The sequence below is a fragment of the Acidocella sp. genome (genome assembly GCF_050253495.1).
Taxonomy (GTDB): Bacteria; Pseudomonadota; Alphaproteobacteria; order Acetobacterales; family Acetobacteraceae; genus Acidocella.
This window is the reverse complement of record NZ_JBFWIX010000003.1, coordinates 220883-228254: the sequence shown is the minus strand read 5'-3', so window position 1 is coordinate 228254 and position 7372 is coordinate 220883. Positions and strand designations below refer to the sequence as shown.

General features: G+C 64.3%; 7 protein-coding genes. 4 read left to right on the top strand and 3 right to left on the bottom strand.

From position 1 onward, the window contains the following. The 4 genes from AB7D48_RS04525 to murA form a co-directional block, all read left to right on the top strand. Positions 1-1117, top strand: a 1117-nt coding sequence (locus AB7D48_RS04525; protein WP_427976127.1) for a hypothetical protein, incomplete at its 5' end; no start/stop codon positions are given. 248 nt (positions 1118-1365) lie between these two features. After that, the gene (locus AB7D48_RS04520; protein ID WP_427976126.1) at positions 1366-1527 is read left to right on the top strand and encodes a hypothetical protein; all 162 of its coding nucleotides are present in this window, start codon (positions 1366-1368) and stop codon (positions 1525-1527) included. Further along, positions 1518-2072, top strand: coding sequence for a dCTP deaminase (gene dcd / locus AB7D48_RS04515; RefSeq protein ID WP_427976125.1), 555 nt, complete (start codon positions 1518-1520; stop codon positions 2070-2072). The genes AB7D48_RS04520 and dcd overlap by 10 nt, the downstream gene beginning before the upstream one ends. Before the next feature lie 8 nt (positions 2073-2080). After that, the gene (murA, locus tag AB7D48_RS04510) at positions 2081-3331 is read left to right on the top strand and encodes a UDP-N-acetylglucosamine 1-carboxyvinyltransferase (RefSeq protein ID WP_427976124.1); all 1251 of its coding nucleotides are present in this window, start codon (positions 2081-2083) and stop codon (positions 3329-3331) included. Between the two features lie 170 nt (positions 3332-3501). On the opposite strand, the gene AB7D48_RS04505 is transcribed toward murA, so the two are convergent. From AB7D48_RS04505 to ileS, 3 genes are read right to left on the bottom strand one after another with little or no spacing between them, the layout of a single operon-like run. Next, positions 3502-4062 carry a DUF3035 domain-containing protein gene (locus AB7D48_RS04505; RefSeq protein WP_427976123.1) on the bottom strand — a complete coding sequence of 187 codons (561 nt, stop codon included), beginning with the start codon at positions 4060-4062 and terminating at the stop codon, positions 3502-3504. Positions 4063-4077: 15 nt separating this feature from the next. Then, positions 4078-4560 carry a signal peptidase II gene (lspA, locus tag AB7D48_RS04500; protein ID WP_427976122.1) on the bottom strand — a complete coding sequence of 161 codons (483 nt, stop codon included), beginning with the start codon at positions 4558-4560 and terminating at the stop codon, positions 4078-4080. Next, positions 4560-7316, bottom strand: a complete 2757-nt coding sequence (gene ileS / locus AB7D48_RS04495; RefSeq protein ID WP_427976121.1) for an isoleucine--tRNA ligase — start codon at positions 7314-7316, stop codon at positions 4560-4562. The genes lspA and ileS overlap by 1 nt, the downstream gene beginning before the upstream one ends. Between the last annotated feature and the right edge of the window lie 56 nt (positions 7317-7372).

Below are 7372 nucleotides of genomic sequence, written 5' to 3'. Positions count from 1 at the left end.
TCCGCATCCGCTGGCGCAGTCCTTGTCGGACTGGTCGATCTTCGGGCCGAATTTCACCACTTACGCGCAGCACCTCGATCCGGCGAATGTGCCCGGCGCGGATACCGTACAGATTTACGGCGCGTTTTTCGTGCTGTTCATCATGTTGATCTGCATGATGATGCACGGCGCCGGGGTCGAGCGGATGAAGCCTCTGCCCGCCTATATCATGTCGCTTCTGATCGGTGGCATTTTCAACCCGATCCTGGCCTATCTGACCTACAGCTCGGCCAGCCCGCTCACCAATAACGGCCTGCATGATTTCGTCGGCGATTTCGTGCTGTATGTCTTCATCGGCGTGTGGGGTCTCATTCTGGCCTGGCGTCTTGGGCCGCGCCGCCAGCTTGGCCTGCCGCCGGGCAATTTCCCCCTGGTCGCGCTGGGGGCGTTTTTCCTGATGCTGGCCATTCCCCTGTTCGTGCCGGCCTGCGGGTTCATGATCCCCGGCGAGGGATATTACGGCATCGCCGCCAATGACAGCGGTCTGGGGCTGGTCTTTTATGGCCTGATCCTGGCGATGGTCGCTGGCGGTCTCTCCGGCTCGATCATCGCCTATATCAAGGCCAATCCGATCTATATCGTGCTGGGGCCGATCGCCGGCTATATTTCCTGTTCGGCCCTGATCGACTTGGCCATGCCTTGGCAAGCCTTCATCATCGCCTTTTTCGGGCCGGTAGTGATGGCCATCGGCGATGCGCTGATGCGCCGGATCGGCATCGACGAGACCAAGATCGTGCCGCTGGCCCTGGGCCCTGGCGTGTATAGCGCGCTGATGGCGGGTGTCGTCGGGGCCGGGCGCGCGCAAGGCGGCTTCTTCGAGGTCACCTCCGGCCCTTACACCTACCAGCATGCGCATATCTCCTTTGGCACGCAGCTCCAGGGGACGCTGCTGATCCTCGCCGGGTCCGCCGTGGTGGGTCTGATCGTCATCTACATACTCGAAAAAACCATCGGGTTGCGGGTGACGGCGGCGCAGGAAGATCAAGGGATGGATGCCACCTACTGGTCGCATTTCTCGGCGAACTCGCCCCCGCTGCTCAAGGAAACCGACCTCAAGACGGCACCTTCGGCCAGTTGATCTCCATGGGCGGCACCGGACATCCGGTGCCGTCCGAGTCCCGCCCGTCTCCACGACATGCCCGTTTTCACGACCGCCGGATTGCAATAGCGCCGGCTTTTCCGCGAACCAGTCCGGCCAGCCGGGCGGCAGCGGCCCAAATCCGCGAGGCGGCGCGCCGCACCCCGCGCATATCGCCGCGTGCCCGCCGTGAAATCTCCCTCTTCCAGCCTTGACGCAAGGCCCGGGACGCGGCTTGAAGGTGGCGCATGAAGGCGCCCCTCTCCCCCCCCCAAACCGAGAAGGCCGAGGCCGCCCGCCACGCGCGGGAAGAAGCCGAGGCCGCCGCCCTGCGCGCCAATCTGGCCCGCCGGAAGGCACAGGCCCGCGCCAAACCCGCTGAGCCAAAGGACGACCCGAAATGCCCGTGATGCCCGACCACTGGATCCGCCGCCAAGCCTTGGAAGCGGGCATGATCGAACCCTTCGTCGAAAGCCAGAAGCGCGACGGCGTTGTCTCCTACGGCCTGTCCTCCTATGGCTACGACGCGCGATGCTCCGAGGATTTCAAGGTCTTCACCAATGTCGATTCCGCCGTGGTCGACCCAAAAGCCTTCAGCCCCGCCAGCTTCGTGGACCGCACCGGGCCGGTCTGCATCATTCCGCCCAACAGCTTCGCGCTGACCAACACGGTGGAATATTTCCGCATTCCGCGCGACGTGCTGGTGATCTGCCTGGGCAAATCCACCTATGCGCGCTGCGGCATCATCGTGAACGTCACCCCGTTGGAACCGGAATGGGAAGGCCAGGTGACCATCGAAATTTCGAATACCACCCCCCTGCCCGCGAAGATTTATGCCGGAGAGGGCATCTGCCAGTTTCTGTTCCTGAAGGGCGAGAGCCCCTGTGAAATCTCCTACGCCGACAAGGCGGGCAAATATATGGGCCAGCGCGGCGTCTCGCTGCCGAGGATGTAAGCACCAACATGGATTCGATTCGCATTACCGGCGGCGTGCCCCTGCGCGGCACCATCGCCATTTCCGGCGCCAAGAACGCCGCCCTGCCGCTGATGACCTGCGGGCTGCTGACCGATGAGCGGCTGCGCCTCTCCAACGTCGCCAAGCTGGCGGACCTCTCCACCATGGCCCAGCTGCTTGCCCAGCACGGCATCGAGGTGACGCCGGAGGGGCGCAGCCTGACCCTGGGCGGGCACATCGCCAACACCGAGGCGCCATATGACATCGTGCGCAAGATGCGCGCCTCCATCCTGGTGCTGGGCCCGCTGCTGGTCCGCATGCGCCAGGCTCGTGTCTCCCTGCCTGGCGGCTGCGCCATCGGCACCCGCCCGGTCGATTTGCACCTGAAGGGGCTGGAGGCCATGGGCGCGCAAATCGAGCTGGATGGCGGCTATGTCACCGCCAAGGCGCCGCGCGGGCTCAAGGGGGCGGAAATCGTGTTTCCCTTCGTCTCCGTCGGCGCCACGGAGAATCTGCTGATGGCGGCCGCCTTGGCGGACGGCCAGACCGTGCTGAAAAACGCCGCCCGCGAGCCGGAGATCACCGACCTCGCCAAATGCCTGATCGCCATGGGCGCCAGGATTGAAGGGCTGGAAACCGACACGCTGACCATCGAGGGCGTGACGTCCTTGCACGGCGCGGACCATGCCATTCTGCCGGACCGGATCGAAACCGGCACCTATGCCTGCGCCGCGGCCATCACCGGCGGCGATATTTTCCTGGAGAATGCTCGCGCGGCCGATCTTGGGGCGGTGGTGACGTCCCTGCGCGAAGCCGGCGTGGTGATCACCGAGGGTGAAAACGGGTTCCGTGTCACCCGCGCCAACGGGCTGCACGGGGTGGATGTGACCACCGAGCCCTTCCCCGGCTTTCCGACCGACATGCAGGCGCAGTTCATGGCGCTGATGACGGTGGCGCAAGGCGCCTCGCTGATCACCGAGAACATCTTTGAAAACCGCTTCATGCATGTGCCGGAGCTGGCGCGCATGGGGGCGAAGATCAATATCCAAGGCTCCTCCGCCATCGTGCGCGGGGTGAAGCAGCTCACCGGCGCGCCGGTGATGGCGACGGATCTGCGCGCCTCGTTCTCACTGGTGCTGGCCGCCCTGGCCGCGCAAGGAGAGACCACGATCTCCCGCGTCTATCATCTCGACCGGGGCTATGAATCGGTGGAGCAGAAGCTCGCCGCCTGCGGCGCGCGAATCGAACGGGTCGCCTGAAGCGGTGAACCCAGCAGGCGGATCAGAGGTTGCGGCCAAAGCCGGAGCGCCAGGGCATTTCCCGTTCGCGCCGGCCCACGGGGGCTGCCCTGGATTGAGGGTTTGGCGAATGCCCCTTCAGCCGCAGGCTTGTTCCTGAAATCCACCCCGCATTTCAGGTTCGGGAGACATTAGAACCAATTCAGAAAACGCCCCCACAACCCTGGCGAGGCGCTGCTTTCCTGCGGCGTCGCGCCCTTGGTTACCGGCTGGCCCATGGCGGCGTTTTCCTGCAGGCGGCGCTGCTCCTCATCCGCGTTCACCACGGGCGGGGCAGCCGGGTTATCCCCCATCAGCTTGTCCACGAAATTGCCGGACTTGCTGGACACGGCGGCATTCTGGTTCACCTGGGCGCGAATATCGCCCTGCGGCGCCGGGCCGGCCTGATTGAGGAAAGCCTGCCCCGCGGCGGAAGCCGGCTGGCCGTTGCCAGGCAGCGCATTGGCGGGGGCGATCACGCTGGAGCCCTGCTGCGCGGCGCTCACCTCCTGCGTCGGCGGCTGGCCGGGGTTGGGGGCTGGCAGCTGCCCCAGTTCCGGCGGCAGCGAAAGCGGCGGCAAGGTGCCGACCTGATAGGCATCGGGCGGGTTCGCCTCCAGCCCGAAGGTCTTCTTCATACCGTTACTGCACCCGGCGAGCGCCAGAGCGAGCACGATGGACGAGGGAACGGCAATGGCGCGGCGTGTGGTCATGGCGTCTTCCTATCCTTACCCTTTATCCGCCGCAACAGGCGGCTTGCGGCGGAGATTATCGATCATCAACGCGGCGACACCGCAGACAATGGCGGAATCCCCGACATTGAACACCCAGGGATAGGCAAGCGCGCCGATATGCACATGGATGAAATCCACCACCGCGCCATAGCGCAAGCGGTCCAGCACATTGCCCACGGCCCCACCGGCGATGGCCCCCACCGCGATGGTCACCAGCCAGCTCCGCGTGCGGAACATCCAGACCAGCAAGGCGAACACCACCGCGCTCGCCAGCACCGCCAGCAGGATCTTCGCGCCGAATCCCGCGAACAGCCCGAAAGTGATGCCGTGATTCCACACCAAAACCAGATCCAGCACCGGCAACGGCGTGAGAATCACCCCGCTTTGCAGATGCCAGATATTCAGCACGGCGTATTTGGTGGCCTGATCCACCGAAAACACCACCAGCGCCACCAGAATCCCGATGCCAAAACGCATCAGGCGCGGTCCTCGACCGCTTCGCAGCAGCGTTGGCAGAGCGTCGGGTGTTTGCCGTTGGCGCCCACCTCCGGCAGCACTTTCCAGCAGCGCTCGCATTTCTGGCCGGGGGCGATGTCCGCGCCGTTTTCCGCGCCGAACGTGACGGCGGAGGTGATGCAGATTTCCGCCCAGAAGGCCGCGTCGCCAAAGGCCTGGGCCCCCTCGGCCAGCACGGCCCGTGCCTGAAGGGAGGAGCCAATGGTCTTGGCGGTCCGCATTTTCTCGATGGCGCCCGTCACCTCGCCGCGCAAGGCGCGGATCTGCGCGAACCCCTCGGCCAGCGCGGCATTCGCCCAAGCCTCCGGCGCGGGTTCAAACAACTCCAGATGCACGGAGGCCTCGGCGCCGTAGCGGGCCATCCAGGCCTCCTCGGCCGTGAAGGGCAGCGCCGGCGCCAGCCAGGTGCCCAGGCAACGGAACAGAATATCCAGGAAGCTGCGGCAGGATTTGCGCCTGTGCGAGGACGGTACGTCGCAATACAGGCTGTCCTTGCGGATGTCGAAATAGAAAGCCGAGAGATCCGTGGCGCAGAAATGATGGATGGCGGGGTAAACGCCGGTCCAGTCATGACCTTCCACCGCCATTCGCAGCTTGCCGTTCAGCTCCCACAGCCGGTGCAGCAGGAATTTCTCCAGCTCTGGGAAATTCTCCGGCGCCACGCGTTCAGCCTCCGAGAAGCCCTCCAGCGAGCCGAGAATCCAGCGGAGCGAATTGCGCAGACGCCGATATAGCTCCGCCTGCTGTTTCAGAATTTCCGGGCCGATGCGCAGATCCTCGGAAATATCCGAGTTCAGCACCCAAAGGCGCAGAATATCGGCGCCATATTTGTCGTTCACCTCTTGCGGGGCGGTGACATTGCCGAGCGATTTGGACATTTTGCGCCCCTGCTCGTCCAGCACGAAGCCATCCGTCACGATCGATTTGAAGGGCGCGCGGCCGCGCGTGCCCACCGCCTCCAGCAAGGAGGATTGGAACCAGCCGCGATGCTGGTCCGAGCCTTCCAGATACACATCGGCGGGCCAGCTCATGCCCCGCGCCTCCAGCACGAAGGCATGGGTGGAGCCGGATTCGAACCAGACATCGACCACGTCGAAAATCTGCTCGTAATCATCCGGGTTATATTCAAGGCCGAGAAAATCGCTGGCCGGACGGGCATACCAGGCATCCGCCCCTTCCCGGGTGAAAACCTCCACCACGCGGCGCACCACATCCGGGTCACGCAGCGGCTCGTGGGTGTGCTTATCCACGAAGATGGCGATCGGCACGCCCCAGGCGCGCTGGCGGGAGATGCACCAGTCCGGCCGGCTCTCGACCATGGAGCGAATGCGGTTACGGCCGATCTCGGGCACGAATTTCGTCTCGTCGATGGCGGCGAGCGCCTTTTCGCGGATCCTGTCCTCGCCATCCATGCGGATGAACCATTGCGCGGTGGCGCGGTAGATCAGCGGTGCCTTGGAGCGCCAGCTATGCGGGTAGCTGTGCATGAACTCGCTGCGTTGCAGCAGGTTGCCCACCTTGGTCAGCGCCGCGCAGACCGGATCCGCGGCCTTGTAAACATGAATCCCCGCGAAGAGCGGCACGGAGGGGTAATAGAGGCCACCATCGGCCACCGTGTCCGGCACGGCAATGCCATTGGCCTTGCAGAGCAGAAAATCGTCCTCGCCATGGCCCGGGGCCATGTGGACGATGCCGGTGCCGGCCTCCATGGTCACGAACTCGCCCAGCATCACCGGCACGGTGAAATCATAGCCCGCATCGGCCTTGGCCAGCGGATGATGGAAGCGCCGCCCCTCAAGAGCCCCCCCCTTGAAGCGCGCGCCGACAGAATAAGCCTGGATCCCGGCTTCCTTGGCGAAAGCCTCCAGCAACTCAATGCCGACAATCAATTTCTCGCCGGGCACGGCCAGGCTGCCCTCGGCCACCTCGTCCACGGTGACCACGGCATAATCCAGCTCATGCCCCGCCGCGAGGCCGCGATTACCCGGAATGGTCCAGGGGGTCGTGGTCCAGATGACGATGGACGCCCCGTCGAAAGCGTCATCCGCCGCTGGAAATTTCACATAGATCGCCGTGTCCTGCTTGTCGTGATACTCGACCTCGGCTTCCGCCAGCGCGGTTTTCTCCACCGGGCTCCACATTACCGGCCGCAAGCCGCGATAAAGCGCGCCGTTCAGCAAGAACTTGCCGATCTCCCCGGCAATGGCCGCCTCGGAGGCAAAATCCATGGTCGCGTAACGCCGGCGCCAATCCCCGGTCACACCCAGGCGCTGGAACTCGGCCGATTGCACATCCAGCCAATGCTGCGCGTATTCCCGGCATTCCTTGCGGAATTCCAGAACCGGCACCTGGTCCTTGTCCAGTTTCTTGGCGCGGTATTTTTCCTCGACCTTCCATTCGATTGGCAGGCCGTGGCAATCCCAGCCGGGAATATAGTCCACATCCCGCCCGGCCATGGATTGGGCGCGGTTGATGACATCTTTGTGAATCTTGTTCAGCGCGTGGCCGATATGCAGATTGCCATTGGCGTAAGGCGGGCCGTCATGCAGCACGAAGGGCGTCTTGCCCTTGGCCGCGGCGCGCAGGCGGGCCCAGAGATCCATCTCCGCCCAGCGGCGCAACATCTCCGGCTCACGCCGGGGCAATTCCCCACGCATGGGAAAATCCGTGCGCGGCAGAAACACGGTGGATTTATAATCGGTCAACGTTTCAGTCATGGGAAAAAATCACCTGGCGGCGGGAAATGACACGGCGGGAAAAGCGCCAACGCGCG

Coding starts and splice junctions, on each gene's coding strand:
- AB7D48_RS04520 (WP_427976126.1), top strand. CDS start 1,366: ATGAAGGCGCCCCTCTCCCCCCCCCAAACCGAGAAGGCCGAGGCCGCC.
- dcd (WP_427976125.1), top strand. CDS start 1,518: ATGCCCGTGATGCCCGACCACTGGATCCGCCGCCAAGCCTTGGAAGCG.
- AB7D48_RS04505 (WP_427976123.1), bottom strand. CDS start 4,062: ATGACCACACGCCGCGCCATTGCCGTTCCCTCGTCCATCGTGCTCGCT.
- ileS (WP_427976121.1), bottom strand. CDS start 7,316: ATGACTGAAACGTTGACCGATTATAAATCCACCGTGTTTCTGCCGCGC.
- lspA (WP_427976122.1), bottom strand. CDS start 4,560: ATGCGTTTTGGCATCGGGATTCTGGTGGCGCTGGTGGTGTTTTCGGTG.
- murA (WP_427976124.1), top strand. CDS start 2,081: ATGGATTCGATTCGCATTACCGGCGGCGTGCCCCTGCGCGGCACCATC.